This is a genomic window from Micromonospora sp. NPDC003197, from assembly GCF_053590565.1.
On record NZ_JBSFTE010000014.1, the window covers coordinates 63,397 to 79,479 of the forward strand.

Genomic DNA, 16,083 nt, shown 5'->3' on the forward strand with positions numbered 1-16,083 from the left:
GCACGGTGGTCGAATGACGGGGCACCTGGGCGACTCTTCGGACGAGCAGCCGTACCGGGCGGGCTTCGCCTGCTTCGTCGGCCGTCCCAACGCCGGCAAGTCCACCCTCACCAACGCGATCATCGGCCAGAAGATCGCGATCACCTCGAACAAGCCGCAGACCACCCGACACGTCATCCGGGCCGTGCTGCACCGGCCGAACTCGCAGCTCGTACTGGTGGACACGCCGGGCCTGCACCGGCCCCGTACGCTGCTCGGCGAGCGGCTCAACGACCTGGTCCGGCAGACCTGGAGCGAGGTCGACGTGATCGGCCTCTGCATTCCGGCCAACGAGCCGATCGGGCGGGGGGACCGGTTCATCACCGGCGAGCTGGCCGAGCTGAAGGCCAAGGTGCTGGCCGTGGTGACCAAGACCGACCTGGTGGACAAGAAGCAACTCGCCGAGCAGTTGTTGGCGGTCGGCGAGCTCGGCGAGTTCGCTGCGGTGGTCCCGGTCAGCGCGATCTCCGGGCACCAGGTCGACACGCTGGTGGAGGTGATGACCGGCTATCTGCCGCCCTCGCCACAGCTCTATCCCGACGACATGCTGACCGACGACCCCGAGCAGGTCATGGTCGCCGAGCTGATTCGGGAAGCGGCCCTGGAGGGGGTACGCGACGAGCTGCCGCACTCCATCGCCGTCGTGGTGGAGGAGATGATCCCCGAGGGGAAACTCATCAAGATCTACGCCGACGTGTACGTGGAACGGCCCAGCCAGAAGGCGATCGTCATCGGGCATCGGGCCAGCCGACTCAAGGACGTTGGCATCCGGGCCCGACGGCAGATCGAGGAGTTGCTCGGCTCCCGGGTCTACCTCGACCTGCATGTCCGGGTGGCCAAGGATTGGCAGCGCGACCCGAAGCAGCTCCGTAAGCTCGGCTTCTGACCCGGCCGGCGCGATCATCGACCAAAGTTGGACCGGTCGCCGACCGGTGGCCGTATCGTCGGCTCCGGCTGGTCAGTAGGTTCGCCAGGTGGTCAATCGGTGGTCTACCCGGGAGCTGATCGCCGGCCTGCGGTACGCGGTCGTCGGTGTCGGGGTCGGCGCGTTCTTCGCTCTCATTGCGCGCGTGTCCGACCCGGCCGACGACTATCCCCCGCTTGTCCTGGAAGCAGCGGTACTGGTGGTGGTCAGCGTCGGCTTGGCCCGCTGGCGACGGGGGCGGGGCCTGGTCCCGTTCACCCTGGTCCTGGTCCCCGTCAGCATGGTCTTCGCCGGCGTGATCGGTGCGGTCATGGTGGGCCTGTTCAGCATCGCCGTGCGTCGCTCCTGGCAGGTCACCGCCGCAGTGGGTGCCGTGCACATGAGCACCCTCGTCGTCGTTTTCTGGTTGGCGACCGAGGATCCGCAGGCATTCTGGGAGTCGGTGGCCATCTTCCTGGCGCTGGACGCCGCATTGATCGCCTCTGGGATGTTCGTCCGTTCGCAGCGGCTGCTCGTCCACTCGCTGCGGGAGCGGGCCCGCGACGCCGAGGAGCAGCAGCGGCTGCGGGTGGAGGAGGCCCGGCACCTGGAACGCGAGCGGCTCGCCCGGGAGATGCACGATGTGCTCGCCCACCGGATCTCCCTGCTGGCCGTACACGCCGGTGCGTTGGAGTTCCGCCGGGACGCCTCCGCCGAGGAGCGGCACGCGGCCGGGGTCATCCGGCAGAGCGCCTACGATGCCCTGGAGGATCTGCGGGAGGTGATCGGCATGCTGCGCGCGGAGCGGGACACGTCCGTCGTCGAACGGCCGCAACCCACCCTCAGCGACCTGCCAGCGCTCGTGGAGCAGGCCCGTCAGGCCGGTGCATCGGTCACCCTGGACAACCGGGCCGCCGAACTGTCCAATGTGCCGACCGGCCTTGGTCGGCATGTCTATCGGATCGTCCAGGAGGGACTGACCAACGCGCGTAAGCATGCTCCCGGTGCCCAGGTGCGGGTGACGGTCGAGGCGTCGGGGGCGAAGGGTCTGCTCGTGGAGGTCCGCAACCGCCTGCCGGTTGGGGGCACGGTCACGGAGATCCCGGGGACCGGCACCGGGCTCATCGGCCTGCGCGAACGGGTCGACCTGGTCGGTGGACGGCTGGAGCACACCCGTACGCCGGATGGCGAGTTCCGGCTGCGGGCCTGGTTGCCGCGGTGACCGCCGGGACACCCGTACGGGTGCTCATCGTCGATGACGACGCTCTGGTCCGCGCCGGCCTCGCCATGATGCTGGGCGGGTTCGACGGGATCGAAGTGGTCGGGCAGGTGGCCGACGGTACCGAGGTCGCGGCGGCGGTAAACCAGCACCGACCCGACGTCGTGCTGATGGACATCCGGATGTCACAGCTGGATGGGCTCGCGGCGACCGAACATCTACGGTCCCGGCGTGACCCGCCAGAAGTGATCATCCTTACCACCTTCGACACGGACAGCTACATCCAGCGTGCGATGCGGGCTGGCGCGAGCGGTTTCCTGCTCAAACACACGCCGCCGCCGCAGATCGCCCAGGCGATCCGGCTGGTCGCCGCGGGTGAGCCGATGCTCTCGCCGGAGGTGCTGCGTCGGATGATGGGCTTCGTCGCCCAGTCGAGCGTCGATCCTCGACAGGACCGGGCCCGGCGGCTGCTGACGCTGCTGAGCACTCGGGAGCGGGAGGTGGCCCGGTTGGTCGGTCAGGGGCGGACCAACAGCGAGATCAGCGCGGAGTTGCTGATGAGCGTGGCCACCGTCAAGGCGTACGTGTCCCGGATCCTGACCAAACTCGATCTCAACAACCGGGTGCAGATCGCGCTGCTCGTGCACGACTCCCGCTGACCCCTGTCGGTACGGCAGTTAGCCGACCTATACCCCGGTGGCTTGTGCGAGACAAGCCCCAATTTTTGTTGAATTGTCAACCCGGCCAGGCCCCGGCCGGGCGTTTGGAATACCGCCCGGCAAGGGTAGGGAGGATGTCGACCTCTGTCGTTGCGACCAATGGATGCGGGTTGATGCAGAACCGGAACCGGAACCGGTACCTGGATCTGCTCCGCGCGCTGGCGATCGTCCGCGTAGTCGTCTACCACACCACCGGCTGGGCCGTTCTCACCCTGGTGTTTCCCGCCATGTCGGTGATGTTCGCCATCGCCGGATCGTTGATGGCCGCCTCCCTGAACCGGTCCGGGCTGGTCGCGTTAGGCCGCCGACTACGCCGCCTCCTGCCGTCGCTCTGGCTGCTCGCCGCGCTCTTCGTACCGGCCATGCTGCTGACCGGACTGCCGCTGACATGGCGACTGCTGCTGTGGGTGGTGCCGCTGGCCGATCCGCCGACCAACGGGTGGGGCGCGCTGGCCCTGAGTGCCATCTGGTATCTGCGCGACTGTCTCTGGTTCGTCCTGCTCTCGCCGGTGGCCTGGTGGTTGTTCCGCCGCTACCCACTGCCCACCCTGCTGGCACCGTACGTGTTGCTGCTCGTGGTGGAGTTCGGGTTCCCGACCGCGCCACTGGTGCTGCGCGACTTCGGGCTCTACTTCGGGGCCTGGCTCCTCGGCTTCGCCCACCACAGCGGGATGCTGCGCCGGCTTTCCCGCCGGATGCTGCTCTCGCTCGCCGGCACCCTGACGGCGCTGGGGGCGGCCTGGATCCTCACCCATCCCGGCCCACGCGGTTACGACATCAACGACATCCGGCTCGGTAACGCGCTCTGGTCGGCCGGGTTCATCCTGCTCCTACTTGGTCTCGCCCCACTCACCGCCGCCTGGACGGACCGCATCGGTTGGCTCAGTCAGGCGATGACCCTGCTCAACCGACGGGCGCTGACCATCTATCTCTGGCACATGCCGATCGTCATCGGTCTGACCGCCCTCGTGGTGTGGGCCGGCTGGAATCCGGCCAGCGCCACCGGGACCGGCGTGCGCCTCATCATCGTGGCGCTGCTGGTCACCGTGGCAGTGGCGTTGTTCGGCTGGGTGGAGGACATCGCCGCCCGTCGACCCCCGGAGCTGCTGCCCGGTGGTCCGGTCCGGACAACTGACCGGCCGGTCCGGACCACCGCTGGCCACCCGTCCGTTTCGGCTGCCTCGACCGCCTCGGCTGAGCGGAGGAGTTCTACCCAACGGATGCCCGCCGACCGGAGTGCCGCCGATGACCGGAACTTCGCCGACGCGGACCAGAACTTCGCTGCCGCGGACCGGCGGGTCAGCGCTGCTTGATCGTTACGTCCCCGCTACCGGTCTCCACGTCGAGTTGCTCGGTGGCGCTGGGGTCGTGCGGCACCTGGACGTCCTTGCCGCCCGAGCCGGTGTCGACGGTCACCTGGTAACTTCCGGCCGGCACGGTCAACTCGACGTCGCCGCTGGCGGTGGACGCCCGTACCGATGTGACCGTTTCCACTGTCACCGAGATGGCGCCGGACCCGGTCTCGACGTCGACCTTCCCGCCGCTGAGTCTCCGTCCGGTGATCTTACCCGAGCCCGTACGAGCGGTCACCGCCCCATTGATGCTGGTGAGTTCGATGCCGCCCGAGCCGGTTTCGGCCCGTACCGGGCCGGTGGCCCCGTCGATGTCGACCCCACCGGAGCCGACCTTGATGTCGACCGTGCCTACCCGGGTAAGGGACACCTCGCCGGACCCGGACTCACCCCGGACCGCGACCCCCTCGGGGGCGAGGATGTCGTACGACACGCTGCACTGTCGACCACAGTCCGCGTCCAGGGTCAACTCGGTGCCGTCGAGGCGGTAGGCCCCGGTGTTCCGCGGCTCGCCGCCGCGATAGCGCACCACCCGCTTGATCTGCACATTAGAGACCGCGCCGGTGTGCACCACGAGATCGCCGGAGCCATCGCCGAGGAGGGTGATCTGCGTAACCTTGACGTTCTCGGTGTTGTCGAAGTCGAGTCGGCTCTCCGCCAGGGTGTTGCAACCGGAAAGGGCGATGAGGGCGAACGCGCCCACGGTGGCGGTCGTCGTCGCGATTCGGAAAGCCATGTCCGGAACGGTACGGGTGCTGTGCTACCGGGCGCATCAGGGACTGTCCCGCGCTGAACCCTGGGGGAACCCTGAGAACACCTCGGGGACGGACATCCGAGGAACCGGGGGCGGTCATCGGGACCGGGGCGGACACCCGGGGACCGGGGTGCGGCCGCTGATCGGGCGGCGGGAGAGAATAGGCGGATGCCCGGGTACCGCCGACAGCTATACCGCGACGACGCGGTGGTGCTCCGTGTACAGAAGCTCGGCGAATCCGACCGGATCATCACTCTGCTGACCCGCCGGCACGGCCGGCTCCGGGCCGTCGCCCGGGGGGTACGCCGTACCAGCTCGCGGTTCGGGGCCCGGTTGGAGCCGTTCGGCCACGTCGACCTGCAACTCGCTGGCGATCCGCAGGGCAACGTCGGCAGCTCCCTGCACACGGTCAGCCAGGTCGAGGGCATCGACCTCTACGGCAAGCGGTTTCTGGGCGACTACCCCCGGTACACGGCGGCCAGTGCCATCGCCGAGACCGCCGAGCGGCTCACCCCGGTCGAACGGGAACCGTCCCTGCGGCTCTTCCAGCTCACCCTGGGCGCACTGCGGTCGCTCGCCGACGGCAGCCACGCCAGCACCCTGGTGCTCGACGCGTACCTGCTGCGCGGCATGGCGTTGGCCGGCTGGGCCCCGGCCCTGGTCGACTGTGCCGTCTGCGGTACGCCGGGACGGCACCGGGCGTTCTCCGTACCGGCCGGGGGGTGTGTCTGCCCGGACTGCCGGCCACCCGGTGCGGCCCACCCGGCACCGGCCACCATCGACCTGATGTCCGCCCTGACCACCGGTGACTGGCGGATCGCCGACGCGGCCGAGCAGGGCAACCGGCGGGAGTGCAGCGGACTGGTGGCGGCGCACCTGCAATGGCATCTGGAGCGCGCGTTACGCTCCCTGCCGCTGGTCGATCGGGACGGACCACCCATACCGACGACCGATCGGTCCGCCGGCCACCGTCCGGTTCCCGGACCAGGGGCGCAGTGACGGTGTCAGTCCACGCGAGGGGAAAGCGACATGATCCGATCGTTGGTCGGCGGTAGCCGGCGACAGCCGACGCCACCCACGCCGCACCCGTCCGGTGCCCGGCCACCGGCGCTGCCCGCCGATGCCAAGCCCCGGCACGTCGCCGTGGTCATGGACGGCAATGGACGCTGGGCCAAGCAGCGCGGCCTGCCCCGGACCAAGGGACACGAGGCAGGGGAGTTCTCCCTCTTCGACACGGTTGAGGGCGCGATCGAACTGGGCATCCCCTACCTGTCGGCGTACGCCTTCTCCACGGAGAACTGGCGGCGCTCGCCGGAGGAGGTGCGCTTCCTCATGGGCTTCAACCGGGACGTCATCCGTCGCCGCCGCGACCAACTGGTCGACCTGGGCGTACGGGTGGTCTGGTCCGGGCGAGCCGGTCGGCTGTGGAAGAGCGTGATCTCCGAGCTGCAGACCGCGGAGGAGATGTCCCGGGGTAATTCGACCCTGACGTTGCAGTTCTGTGTGAACTACGGCGGGCAGGCCGAGATCGCCGACGCCGCCGCCGCGATCGCCCGAGACGTCGCCGCCGGCAAGGTCGACCCGGAGAAGGTCAACGAGAAGATGATCTCGCGGTATCTCTATCACCCGGAGGTGCCCGAGGTGGACCTCTTCCTGCGGCCCTCCGGCGAGCAGCGGATCTCCAACTTCCTGCTCTGGCAGAGCGCGTACGCGGAACTGGTCTATCTGGACACCCTCTGGCCGGACTTCGACCGTCGCCACCTCTGGTACGCCTGCGAGCTGTACGCCCAGCGCGACCGTCGGTTCGGAGGCGCGCTGCCCAACCCGGTCGCCCCAGCCCCGGCGTCGGGATCGGTGTCGGCATCGGGATCGGCGCAGGCGGAGAGCTGACGCTGGTCCGCCTGCGCTACGGCCCGGACCGCGCTGCCTGATCCGGGTCGGCGGTCGTCGCTGCTGATGGCCCGAGCCGGTGCGGAAATAATCGGATGCGGGCCCGGACCGGCCGGCCTATCCTGGTCACATGCGTAACTGACGCCCTCTTTTTGTGTGTGCCGACCCCCTGCGGGGTGGTCGTGCACCCGGGCGTCCGCATCTTCTTGTTCGCCAGACCTGGTGGTTGCGCCAGCGTGGTGACTCTTTCGATACGACGAAACGCCCGGGAGATCCCTATCCAGCGATCCGCCCTCAGGCGGGTCTCAGCAGACCCCCTCGGGTGGGTCTCAGCAGAGAAGGAGACACCGGATGGCTGCCAAGCGAAAGTCCAGGACGACCCCCAGGAACAGCGGTGCCGGGGCGAGCATCAGTGTGCCCAGGCCGCAATTGCCGGAGCTGGAGTTGCCGGCACCGGTCGACCTGTTGGTATCGGTGAACCTGCCGAGTGTGGGAGACGAACCCACTACCGGGCGAGCCGTACCGAAGGCCGGTCCATCCCTGCGGGGTCGGGGCGGTTTCCCCGGCTCGGTACGGAACCAGAACATCGGTCGGAACCGTCAGTACGCGTTCCGGCGTAGCTGAGTCGGGCCTGCTGGCTGCCACGTCGATCGCGATCGTGGCAGCCAGCCCCACCGGCACCCTGTTCCCCGGTCGTCGGTCGGTCGGTCGTCAAGGATCAGGCGGGGCCGACCAGGTCCCACCGATTGCCGGCGATGTCGAGGAAGACGGCGACCCGACCGTAGGGCTCGGTCCGTGGCGCGGTCACGAAGGTGACGTCGGCCGCCACCATCCGTTCATGGCTCGCATCGAAGTCGTCGACGTGGAGGAAGAAGCCGACCCGGCCGGCGACCTGGTCACCCACGACTGCGGTCTGCCGTTCCCCGTCGGCACGGGCCAGCAGGATGCCGGTCTCGGCACCCGGCGGTCGGACGACGACCCACCGTTTCGGGCGACCGTCGTTCGTCAGCGACGGGGAGTCCTCGACCAACTCGAAGCCCAGGACGTCGACGAAGAACGCGATTGCCGGGTCGTACTCGGCCACGACGATGGTGAACAGTTCGACTCGCACCGCGTGAGCCTAGATGGCTAGTTGCTGGGCGCAGCAGTAGGTGCTGGGCTGAGCGCCTGACACGCCTTCAGCGCTTCGGTGACCGTCGGATCCGCCGTGTTCAGGTCGGCGGTGAGTCGTACGCCCCGATCCGACAGGCAGTTGGCGTAGGCGGCGTTGGCTCCCGGCTGGCCGTTGCCGTTCTGCCCGTTGCCACCGTTCTGGCCGTTGCCGCCGTTTTGGCCGCGACCCGGGCCGCCGGTCGGCAGCACCGATTGACAGGCCTCCTGCGCCTTCTGCCAGGTCGCGTCGTCGACCCCCTCGGGGCGCAGGTTGCCGAAGCCACCGCCGGGACCGCCAGGCCCGTCACCGCCAGGACCGCCACCGCCGGGTCGGCCGGAAGCTCCCGGGGACGGGGCACCAGAGGGCCGCTCGGAAGGAAAGCCGGATGGTGCGCCGGAGCCGTCGGGACGTGGGCCACCAGAGGGACGACCCGCCGTACCGTCGGGGCGCGGTCCGCCGGAAGGGCGTCCGGTGGGCAGGTCGGATACGTCGATGCCCTGCTCCTTGAGGCACTTCACATACGCGGCGAGGCTGTTGGTGCCGTCCGCGCCGCCAGCGGTGTCCTTACCGTCGTTGTCGTCCGACCCGCCACAGCCCGCCGTGAAGATCAGTAGCGCGGAGACTGCCGTCAGGCCCAGCGTCCATCGGGTACGCCGGTTATGCACCGCCACCTGAACCTCCTTCGAGTGGTCGCCCCGGGATCCGTACCCGGGACCGACCCATGCCACCCGAGGTACCTCCAGACCAGATCAGGTGAAGCTCGAAACAAGCTCGGAATATCGGCTCCCAGGAAATTCCGAGGTGTGGCTGAGTGAATTGCGAGGCGGAACGATCACACTCGCCCCCCATGGGTATTGGCCTGGGTGTGCCACGTTGGCTGACGGGGAATCGGCGGGCGCGATGGATAGTGGCGGGGGTGGCCGGGGCGGTCGTGCTGCTGGCCTCGGCGACCGCGTACGCCCTGACCCGTACGGAACCGGTGCCGGTCGGGTCGAACCCGGTCGTCCGGGTGGACCGGGGGGAGGTCACGCTGGCGGTGGCGACGACCGGGGTGCTTCAGCCCGCCCAGACCCGTAGCCTCGGGTTCCGTGCGGCGGGCAAGGTCAGCGAGATCCGGGTGCGCCCGGGCGACGAGGTGAGTTCGGGCCAGGTGTTGGCGCGCATCGACGCCACCACCGCCCAGGATCGGGTGGACTCCGCGCGGGAGGCGCTCGGTGAGGCGGAGGCGGACCTGGTCAAGGCCGGGAAAAGCGCCAACGGTCAGTCCCCGTCGGGCGGGGAGGACTGCGGCGGTACCGGTGGCGGCAGCGGGGTTGGCACCGGGGGCGGCTTGGCAGCCGGTGCTGGTCTGGTAGGCGCGGGCGGTGCTGGCCTGGCGAGCGCGGCCGGTGCCATCGCGACCATTCCGACCGCCACCGGCACGGCCACCCCGACGAGCAATGTCACGCCGAGCCCGACCACCAGCCCGTCGGTGCGACCCAGTCGAACCACCCAACCCGATCAGTCGAGCCGGCCGGGCGGGGACACCGGCCAGAACTGTGCCAGCCGTAACGGTCAGTCGGGCAGCGGGGGCACGGATGCCGTACTGCGGGCGCAGCAGAAGGTGACCGCCGCCAAGCTGACCCTCGCGGAGGCGGAGGACACGCTGGCCGGCACCACGATCACCGCACCGATCTCGGGCAAGGTGCTCACCGTGGCGGGCGTGGTCGGCAGCACCGTGGGTAGCAGCAGCGCGTTCATCACCCTGGGGGATGTGGGGGGTATGGCGGTCTCGGCGAGCTTTCCGGAGGCCGATGCCGGTCATCTGGTTACCGGGCTGGCCGCGACCGTGACGCTGGCCGACCGCCCGGGAGAGGAGTTCACCGCACGGGTCACCCAGGTCGATCCGGTCGGTACGGTCAGTGGCCAGATGGTCCGATACGGTGTCCTGGTCAACTTCGACCAGGTCCCGACGGACGTGCTGGTGGGACAGAGCGCCAACGTACGGGTAAAGATCAAGTCTGTGTCGGGTGTGCTGCGAGTGCCGTCCTCGGCGGTCCGGACCGGCACCGATCCGACTAGCAGCACCGACCCGACTACCGGAACCGTGCTGGTCCGTACCCCCGGCGGTGACGAGCAGCGGCAGGTCACCGTCGGCCAGCGTGGCGACCAGTACCTCGAAGTCACCTTCGGCCTGAGCGAAGGCGACGAGATCGTCGCCAGTTGGTGATGCTCAGCTGAATCACATCTGGTTCCTAGCTGGCTCCCAGCCGGTTCCGATAGGGATGTGCGCGGGGGACAAGGGCGAGGGGACTGGCGGATGTGGCAACAGGCGGTCGAGCCGACCCGGCGGGCGACCAGGGTACTGGTGGTGGATGACGAGCCCAACATCTGCGCACTGCTGTCGGCGACCCTGCGACTGATCGACTTCGACGTGCGGATCGCGTACGGCGGGCACGCCGCCCTGGCCGCCGCCGCCGAGTTCGAGCCGGACCTCGTGGTGCTCGACGTCATGATGCCCGACCTCGACGGGTTCGAGGTGGCGCGACGACTACGGGCCGAACCGGCCCGGCAGTCCGTACCGGTGCTCTTCCTCACCGCCCGGGACGCGGTGGAGGACCGGATCTCCGGGCTGACCGTCGGGGCCGACGACTACGTCACCAAGCCGTTCAGCCTGGAAGAGGTGGTGCTGCGGATCCGCGCCATCCTGCGGCGCAGCCGGGTCGAGCCGGCCAGCGCGGTGCTCAGTTACGCCGACCTGGAACTGGACGAGGACGCCCACGAGGTACGTCGGGGCGGCCGGCTGATCGAACTGTCGCCCACCGAGTTCAACCTGCTGCGCTACCTCCTCGTCAACGCTGGGCGGGTGGTCAGCAAGGCGCAGATCCTGGACCGGGTGTGGAGTTACGACTTCGGTGGTGACGGACGGATCGTCGAGTCGTACGTCTACTACCTGCGCAAGAAGATCGACCGGTGGGATCCGCCGCTGATCCACACCGTACGCGGATTCGGCTACGCGTTGCGGTTACCGCGAACGGCCGACGAATGACCCGCTGGCTGCGTGTCCCGTTGCCCCGCCGCTGGGGGCACTGGACGCTGCGTTCGCGGCTGGTGGTCGTGATCGTCGCACTGGCCTCGGTCGCGTTGATCGCGGCCAACGTCGCCGGGCTGGTGTTGCTGCGGTCGTACCTCGTTGAACGGGTCGACGAGCAGTTGCAGCGGGGGATCCGGCCGTATACCAGTATTCCGCCCCCGGACTTCGGGCCGATGCTTCCCCGGAACAGCCGTCCGCCCGGTGGCGGTCCGGGACAGGCGGTACTGCTCCTGCACCCCGATGGCACCGTGCTGTCCCAGACGACCTGGCCCGACGAACTCTCCCCACCGAGCCTGGGCGGGTTCGCCGAGCTGAGCCAGCGGGCCGACGAACGACACCCGTTCACGGTCGCCGCCGAGGACGGGGACAGCAACTGGCGGGTGTACGTGGAACGTACCGACAGCGGCGGGCTGGTCGCGTTGTCGCATTCCCTGCGCGATGTCGACGCCACCTCGGACGGCTTGTTGCTGATCGACGCGGCGGTGCTGCTGTTGGTGGTGCTGGCGCTCGGCCTCGCCTCGGCGTCGATGGTGCGGATCGGATTGCGGCCGCTCACCCGAATGGAGACGATCTCCGCAGAGATCACCGCAGGGGACCTGTCCCGCCGGGTCGAGGAGACCGATCCACACACCGAACCCGGCCGGCTCGGCATCGCGTTGAACACGATGCTTGACCGGATCGGTGCCGAGATGGTCGCGCGTACCGCCTCCGAGCAGCGGCTACGACAGTTCGTCGCGGATGCCTCGCACGAGTTGCGTACGCCGCTCACCTCGATCCGGGGGTTCGCCGAGCTCTACCGCCGGGGTGGTGCGCCACCCGGCCCGCTACTGGACGAGACGATGGGACGGATCGAGGGCGAGGCGGCCCGAATGGGCGAACTCGTCGAGGACCTGTTGTTGCTGGCCCGGCTCGACCTGCAACGCCCGATGCGGCATCGCCCGGTTGACCTGCTGGCGATCGCTGCCGACACGATCCGGGACGCGTACGCCCGGGTGCCGGACCGACCGGTCAAGCTGGCGGCCTTCGGCCCCGACGATGGCGATTTCGAGCCGGTCACCGTGCTCGGGGACGAGCACCGGCTGCGCCAGGTGGCAACGAACCTGGTCGCCAACGCGCTGCGGCACACGCCGGAGGGGACCCACATCACGGTACGGGTGGGCCGGTTGCCGGCGACCGCGGCGCGGAGGAAACCGGCTGCGGTCGCCGGTGACCAGCCCGGATGGTTCTCTGATAGTCAGCCCGGATGGGCGGAGCGTGCCGGTGACCTGGCGGTGCTGGAGGTCGAGGACGACGGCCCGGGCATCCCGGCCGAGCACGCCGCCCGGATCTTCGAGCGGCTCTACCGGGTCGACCCGAGTCGTACCCGTAGCCCCGGCGTCGGCTCCGGCCTCGGTCTCTCCATCGTGGCGGCGATCGTGCAGAGCCATGGTGGACGGGTCGAACTCGTCACCGGCGAGGGACGTGGTTCGGTGTTCCGGGTCCTGCTGCCGACCGGGCGCCAGCCCGGCTTCCCGCCGCCTGGGAGTCCGTACAGCGGCGCGTCCGCCGGGGACGACCGGGTCGACGGCGGATTCCGCGGTTCCCAGCCGGCTCCGAGGTAACCCGGGGTCTGCTCCGAGCCGGACCGGGCAGGCTGCCGTACATGCGGGTTCGACGTCTGTTCTCAGCGCGCCGCCCATTGGTGATTGTCAACGCCGTACTTGGTTTGGCGATCGTCGGCGGTGGGTTGTGGGCTTATTTGTCATTCGTTCGACCTGAGTCGAGTTCCGCAGCGGACAGCGGCGCGGCCCGGACCATCGCGGTGGCGCAGGGGACGGTGACCGCCAGCGTCTCCGCCTCCGGATCCGTACGGAGTGCCTCGACCGCCAGCGCTGCCTTCGTCACCTCCGGCACGGTCACTGAGATCCGGGTCAAGGTGGGCGATCTGGTCAGCAAGGGTGCGGTGTTGGCCAAGGTGGATCCCACCGCGGCGAACCGCCAACTCGAAGCGGCCAAGGCGGACCTGGTCGCAGCCCGGGCGGCGCTCAGCCGGGCGGAGTCTGCCGGCGGTGACACCAGCACCGCCGAAGCCCAGGTGACCAGCGCCAAGCTGGCGGTCACGGAGGCTGAGGACGCGGTGGCCGGGACCGTGCTGACGGCCCCCATGGCCGGCACGGTCGTCGCGGTCAACGGCAGCATCGGAGCTTCCTCCGGCGGTGGATCCAGCAGCTCGGGTGGATCGTCGAGTGGCGGTGGTAGCCAGGGCGGCGGCTCCTCGGGCGGTAGCCAGGGCGGTGGATCCTCCAGTGGATCGTCCAGCGGCTCCTCCAGTGGGTTCATCCAACTCGCCGACCTGACGAAGCTGGAGATCTCCGCGTCGGTTGCCGAAGCCGACGCCACCAAGCTGAAGGTCGACCAGGCGGCGACGGTGAGCTGGAACGCGCTCACCGGGGTGACCGCCACCGCCAAGCTGGTCTCGATCGACCCGAACGCCACCACCGTGAACAGCGTCGTCACCTATGGCGTGGTGTTCAGCCTGGACACCCTGCCCGACGGTGTCCGGGCCGGCCAGACCGTCCAGGTGTCGGTGACCGTCGGCCAGGTGGAGAACGTCGTCTACGTCAACTCGGCGGCACTCACCACGACCGGTAACCGGCACACCGTCACCGTGCTGACGAACGGTCAGCAGGAGACCCGGTCGGTGCAGGTCGGCCTGATCGGCGACCAGGCGGTGGAGATCAAGTCGGGTCTGGAGGTTGGTGAGCAGGTGGTCCTGAAGTCCTCCTCGACCAGCACCAGCGGCGGCACCAGCGGCCAGCCCGGTGGTGGCAGCCAGCCGGGCGGCGGCCTTCCCGCAGGTGGTGGCTTCCCGGCCGGCGGGCAGCCCGGTGGCGGGTCGCGAGGTGGGCGATGACCTCCCCGTTCGGTCCGCCAGCTGACCGGCTCGCCGCCGAACGTCCGGTGCTCGCTACCGACCGGCTCGCCGCCGAACGTCCGGTGCTCGACGTCCGCCAGCTCACCAAGGTGTACGGCGAAGGCGAGGCTGCGGTGCACGCGCTGCGTGGCGTCTCCGCTGTCGTCGAACGTGGTGACTACGTAGCGATCATGGGATCGTCGGGTTCCGGCAAGTCCACACTGATGCACATCCTCGGCTGTCTGGACGTGCCGAGCAGCGGACAGTACCTCCTGGACGGGCTGGACGTCAGCCAGCTCAACGACCGGCAGTTGGCGCTGGTCCGGAACCGGCGGATCGGGTTCGTCTTCCAGTCGTTCAACCTGATCGCCCGTACCAGTGCGGTGGCCAACGTCGAGCTGCCGCTGGCGTACGCCGGGGTGAAGGGTGCCGAACGGCGTCGGCGGGCGCTGGCCGCGCTGGACCTGGTCGGCTTGGCGGACCGGGCCGACCACGAGCCCAATCAGCTCTCCGGTGGCCAGCAGCAGCGGGTGGCGGTGGCCCGGGCGCTGGTGACCGAGCCGGCACTGGTGCTGGCCGACGAACCCACCGGAAACCTGGACAGCAGGTCCACAGCGGACGTTCTGGCGATCTTCGACGACCTGAACGCGGCCGGCCGGACCATCGTGTTGATCACCCATGAGGCGGAGGTGGGGGAGCGGGCAAAGCGCCTGATCAAGCTCTTCGACGGGCAGATCTCCTCCGACGTACGCCAGGACCGGGCCGGGCGGCCCGCGGCCCGCTCGGCGGAGCAGCCGACGATGCAGTGGGAGCGGATTTCGTGAGCTTCTTCGAGATCCTGCGGTTCGCCGTCCGGGGAGTGACCGCCAACAAGCTGCGCTCGGCGTTGACGATGCTGGGCGTCCTGATCGGAGTCGGGGCGGTGATTCTGCTGGTCGCGGTGGGCAACGGCTCGGCCAAGCAGATCACCGACCGGATCACCGCGCTGGGCAGCAACACCATCACCGTGCAGAGCACGTCCCGTGGCGGTAGCAGCAGTACGGCGATCACCGTCGAGATCGCCAACGCGTTGAAGGATCCGGTGCTGGCCCCGGACGTGAAGTCGGTGTCCCCGGTGGTCACCACGTCGACGACCCTCACGTACCAGGGGACCGAACACTCGGTCCAGCAGTTCCTGGGCAGCTACCCGACGTACTTCGCGGCGACGAACGCGCCCGTCGGCCGAGGGGTGGCCTTCAGCACGGCCGACGTCGACCAGGGACGGCGGGTGGTGGTGATCGGGCAGACCGTCGCCGAGGAACTGTTCCCCGACACCGACCCGATCGGCAAGGAGGTGACCGCTGGCGGCGCGCTCTTCACCGTAGTCGGCGTACTGCGGGAGAAGAGTTCCTCGTCCGGATTCCAGGACGCCAACGACGTCGTCGTCGCACCGTTGACCGCCGTGCAGCAGACCCTGACCGGATACGGCGCAGTCAGCTCAGTGATCGTCGAGGCGGCCAGTTCGGCCAAGGTCTCCGCTGCCGAGGCGCAGGTCGCGACGATCCTCGACCAGCGGCTCAAGGTCGCCACGACGAGCACGGGAAGCCGGGGCGGATCGGGAACCGGATCGGCTGGCCGAGGCAGCTCGGGAAGCGGATCGAGTTCGTCGCCGTACCGGATCCAGAACGCGGCGCAGCTGTTGGAGACCCAGACCGAGACGGCCCAGACCTTCACCGTGCTACTCGGTGCGGTGGCCGGCATCAGCCTGCTGGTCGGCGGCATCGGGATCACCAACATCATGCTGGTCACGGTGACCGAGCGGACCCGGGAGATCGGAATCCGCAAGGCACTGGGCGCGCCGCGTCGGGTGATCCTCACCCAGTTCCTGGCCGAGGCGACCATGTTGAGCCTGGTCGGGGGCGGGCTGGGCGTGGCGGCCGCCCTGATTGGCAGCCAGTTCACCATCGTCGGCGTCAAGCCGGTCATCGTCCCGAGTTCGATCGTGTTGGCACTGGGTGTCTCCGTCGCGATCGGGCTCTTCTTCGGCAGCGTTCCGGCCAGCCGGGCTGCCCGCCTTCGGCCGATCGACGCCCTACGCTACGAATGAT

Annotated in this window: 16 protein-coding genes; 13 read left to right on the forward strand and 3 right to left on the reverse strand. The window is 69.2% G+C overall.

What is annotated here, in order from left to right; translation table 11 throughout:
* The first annotated feature begins 13 nt into the window (after positions 1-13).
* The 4 genes from era to ACWDV4_RS17470 all read left to right on the forward strand — a co-directional run bounded on the left by era (position 14) and on the right by ACWDV4_RS17470 (position 4,194).
* Entirely contained in the window at positions 14-925 is a 912-nt protein-coding gene (gene era, locus ACWDV4_RS17455) for a GTPase Era (RefSeq protein WP_449979793.1), read from the forward strand.
* Between the two features lie 88 nt (positions 926-1,013).
* Positions 1,014-2,165, forward strand: coding sequence for a sensor histidine kinase (locus ACWDV4_RS17460; RefSeq protein WP_449979796.1), 1,152 nt, complete (start codon positions 1,014-1,016; stop codon positions 2,163-2,165).
* Positions 2,162-2,821, forward strand: a complete 660-nt coding sequence (locus ACWDV4_RS17465) for a response regulator transcription factor (protein ID WP_449979798.1) — start codon at positions 2,162-2,164, stop codon at positions 2,819-2,821. Before ACWDV4_RS17460 ends, ACWDV4_RS17465 begins: the two co-directional genes overlap by 4 nt.
* A 173-nt stretch (positions 2,822-2,994) precedes the next feature.
* On the forward strand, positions 2,995-4,194 hold the full coding sequence (locus tag ACWDV4_RS17470; RefSeq protein WP_449979800.1) for an acyltransferase family protein: 1,200 nt from the start codon (positions 2,995-2,997) through the stop codon (positions 4,192-4,194).
* Here the strand turns inward: ACWDV4_RS17470 and ACWDV4_RS17475 are convergent.
* Positions 4,181-4,969 carry a DUF4097 family beta strand repeat-containing protein gene (locus tag ACWDV4_RS17475; protein WP_449979803.1) on the reverse strand — a complete coding sequence of 263 codons (789 nt, stop codon included), beginning with the start codon at positions 4,967-4,969 and terminating at the stop codon, positions 4,181-4,183. The genes ACWDV4_RS17470 and ACWDV4_RS17475 overlap by 14 nt on opposite strands.
* A 186-nt stretch (positions 4,970-5,155) precedes the next feature.
* On the opposite strand from ACWDV4_RS17475, the gene recO reads away from it, so the two are divergent.
* The 3 genes from recO (at position 5,156) to ACWDV4_RS17490 (ending at position 7,501) form a co-directional block, all read left to right on the forward strand.
* Entirely contained in the window at positions 5,156-5,986 is an 831-nt protein-coding gene (recO, locus tag ACWDV4_RS17480) for a DNA repair protein RecO (RefSeq protein WP_449979804.1), read from the forward strand.
* A 30-nt stretch (positions 5,987-6,016) separates the two neighbouring features.
* Positions 6,017-6,877: an isoprenyl transferase gene (locus ACWDV4_RS17485; protein WP_449979807.1), complete on the forward strand. Its 861-nt coding sequence runs from the start codon at positions 6,017-6,019 to the stop codon at positions 6,875-6,877.
* Between the two features lie 351 nt (positions 6,878-7,228).
* Complete coding sequence (locus tag ACWDV4_RS17490) at positions 7,229-7,501, forward strand: hypothetical protein (RefSeq protein WP_449979809.1); 273 nt, start codon at positions 7,229-7,231, stop codon at positions 7,499-7,501.
* 94 nt (positions 7,502-7,595) lie between these two features.
* Here the strand turns inward: ACWDV4_RS17490 and ACWDV4_RS17495 are convergent, their stop codons facing one another.
* On the reverse strand, positions 7,596-7,988 hold the full coding sequence (locus ACWDV4_RS17495) for a VOC family protein (protein ID WP_449979812.1): 393 nt from the start codon (positions 7,986-7,988) through the stop codon (positions 7,596-7,598).
* Positions 7,989-8,005: 17 nt separating this feature from the next.
* Positions 8,006-8,701 carry a hypothetical protein gene (locus ACWDV4_RS17500; RefSeq protein ID WP_449979814.1) on the reverse strand — a complete coding sequence of 232 codons (696 nt, stop codon included), beginning with the start codon at positions 8,699-8,701 and terminating at the stop codon, positions 8,006-8,008.
* 176 nt (positions 8,702-8,877) lie between these two features.
* On the opposite strand from ACWDV4_RS17500, the gene ACWDV4_RS17505 reads away from it, so the two are divergent.
* From ACWDV4_RS17505 to ACWDV4_RS17530, 6 genes are all read left to right on the forward strand, one after another.
* Positions 8,878-10,239 (forward strand): efflux RND transporter periplasmic adaptor subunit, encoded by a 1,362-nt coding sequence (locus ACWDV4_RS17505; protein ID WP_449979816.1) that lies wholly within the window; start codon positions 8,878-8,880, stop codon positions 10,237-10,239.
* Positions 10,240-10,329: 90 nt separating this feature from the next.
* On the forward strand, positions 10,330-11,058 hold the full coding sequence (locus ACWDV4_RS17510; protein WP_449979819.1) for a response regulator transcription factor: 729 nt from the start codon (positions 10,330-10,332) through the stop codon (positions 11,056-11,058).
* Entirely contained in the window at positions 11,055-12,704 is a 1,650-nt protein-coding gene (locus ACWDV4_RS17515; RefSeq protein ID WP_449979821.1) for a sensor histidine kinase, read from the forward strand. Before ACWDV4_RS17510 ends, ACWDV4_RS17515 begins: the two co-directional genes overlap by 4 nt.
* Before the next feature lie 41 nt (positions 12,705-12,745).
* Positions 12,746-13,996 (forward strand): efflux RND transporter periplasmic adaptor subunit, encoded by a 1,251-nt coding sequence (locus ACWDV4_RS17520; protein WP_449979823.1) that lies wholly within the window; start codon positions 12,746-12,748, stop codon positions 13,994-13,996.
* Positions 13,993-14,820, forward strand: a complete 828-nt coding sequence (locus ACWDV4_RS17525) for an ABC transporter ATP-binding protein (RefSeq protein ID WP_449979824.1) — start codon at positions 13,993-13,995, stop codon at positions 14,818-14,820. Before ACWDV4_RS17520 ends, ACWDV4_RS17525 begins: the two co-directional genes overlap by 4 nt.
* On the forward strand, positions 14,817-16,082 hold the full coding sequence (locus ACWDV4_RS17530) for an ABC transporter permease (protein WP_449979826.1): 1,266 nt from the start codon (positions 14,817-14,819) through the stop codon (positions 16,080-16,082). Before ACWDV4_RS17525 ends, ACWDV4_RS17530 begins: the two co-directional genes overlap by 4 nt.
* Position 16,083: the final 1 nt, after the last annotated feature.

Excerpts from the sequence above, each read along its gene's own strand:
- era (WP_449979793.1), top strand. The coding sequence starts at position 14 with ATGACGGGGCACCTGGGCGACTCTTCGGACGAGCAGCCGTACCGGGCG.
- ACWDV4_RS17470 (WP_449979800.1), top strand. The coding sequence starts at position 2,995 with ATGCAGAACCGGAACCGGAACCGGTACCTGGATCTGCTCCGCGCGCTG.
- ACWDV4_RS17475 (WP_449979803.1), bottom strand. The coding sequence starts at position 4,969 with ATGGCTTTCCGAATCGCGACGACGACCGCCACCGTGGGCGCGTTCGCC.
- recO (WP_449979804.1), top strand. The coding sequence starts at position 5,156 with ATGCCCGGGTACCGCCGACAGCTATACCGCGACGACGCGGTGGTGCTC.
- ACWDV4_RS17485 (WP_449979807.1), top strand. The coding sequence starts at position 6,017 with ATGATCCGATCGTTGGTCGGCGGTAGCCGGCGACAGCCGACGCCACCC.
- ACWDV4_RS17490 (WP_449979809.1), top strand. The coding sequence starts at position 7,229 with ATGGCTGCCAAGCGAAAGTCCAGGACGACCCCCAGGAACAGCGGTGCC.
- ACWDV4_RS17505 (WP_449979816.1), top strand. The coding sequence starts at position 8,878 with ATGGGTATTGGCCTGGGTGTGCCACGTTGGCTGACGGGGAATCGGCGG.
- ACWDV4_RS17510 (WP_449979819.1), top strand. The coding sequence starts at position 10,330 with ATGTGGCAACAGGCGGTCGAGCCGACCCGGCGGGCGACCAGGGTACTG.
- ACWDV4_RS17515 (WP_449979821.1), top strand. The coding sequence starts at position 11,055 with ATGACCCGCTGGCTGCGTGTCCCGTTGCCCCGCCGCTGGGGGCACTGG.
- ACWDV4_RS17520 (WP_449979823.1), top strand. The coding sequence starts at position 12,746 with ATGCGGGTTCGACGTCTGTTCTCAGCGCGCCGCCCATTGGTGATTGTC.
- ACWDV4_RS17525 (WP_449979824.1), top strand. The coding sequence starts at position 13,993 with ATGACCTCCCCGTTCGGTCCGCCAGCTGACCGGCTCGCCGCCGAACGT.